This window comes from Bacteroides sp. RTP31139st1_H2_RTP31139_211217 (assembly GCF_040227615.1).
In the GTDB taxonomy this organism is placed as follows: domain Bacteria; phylum Bacteroidota; class Bacteroidia; order Bacteroidales; family Bacteroidaceae; genus Bacteroides; species Bacteroides uniformis.
Genome location: NZ_JBCNZM010000087.1, coordinates 18,894 through 19,959 on the forward strand (window position 1 = coordinate 18,894; position 1,066 = coordinate 19,959).

The following is a 1,066-nucleotide window of genomic DNA, read 5'->3' on the forward strand; positions in this document are numbered from 1 at the left end:
GACAGACACAAGGCTGTCTGTTCCAAGCATACAGAATGTTACAGATGAAGTATTGAAACTGAACAACGGACAATTTACGCAGGAACTTACTGCGCAAATACAATCCGCTGATTGTCAATCTTTAGAAATTACGCAGGAAGTTCCTGCGCAAATTCAGGATGTGGAGAAAACAGTTTCTGCCATTTACAGGATGGAGATTAGGGAAATAGAAAAAGTTTTCCTGAAATCCCCTGTTGCCAAAATAAACTGGGCAAGCCAAATGGTCATACTTAACGGTTCGTTACCGTTAGGCATAGGATATTGGTATATGAAACAGGCTGTAGAAATGGGCTGGAGTAGCAATGTGCTGAAAATGCAAATTGAAAACAACCTATATAACAGACAAATCAACAACAACAAGGTAAACAATTTCACAGCCACACTTCCAGCACCACAAAGCGACCTTGCCAATTACCTATTGAAAGACCCGTACATCTTCGATTTGGCTGGAGCGAAAGAAAAGGCAGACGAAAGGGACATAGAAGAGCAGCTGGTAAAGCACGTTACCCGTTATTTGTTGGAAATGGGCAATGGTTTTGCCTTTGTCGCCCGGCAGAAGCATTTTCAAATAGGTAACAGTGATTTCTTTGCCGACTTGATTCTATATTCTATTCCGCTACACGCATACATTGTTGTAGAACTGAAAGCTACTCCATTCAAACCGGAGTATGCAGGGCAACTGAATTTCTACATCAATGTGGTGGATGACAAACTGAGGGGAAAAAATGACAACAAGACTATCGGGCTGTTGCTGTGCAAAGGAAAAGATGAGGTGGTAGCACAATACGCATTGACAGGCTACGACCAACCGATAGGCATCAGCGATTATCAACTGAGCAAGGCTATACCCGAAAACTTGAAATCAGCTTTGCCAAGTGTGGAAGAGGTGGAAGAAGAACTGGCATCTTTCCTTGACAAGGACAATAATCCCCAAAATTGAAGTCTATGGCAGGAGAAATAAACAAACTGATTCCCCAATATGGAGAACTCAATAGAATATATAATGATTGGGTAACCAATTATGCTT

General features: G+C 41.7%; 1 protein-coding gene. It reads left to right on the top strand.

The features are described from left to right. The coding region (locus tag ABUA47_RS14695) for a YhcG family protein (protein WP_349831726.1) at positions 1-979 on the top strand (979 nt) is incomplete at its 5' end. Positions 980-1,066: the final 87 nt, after the last annotated feature.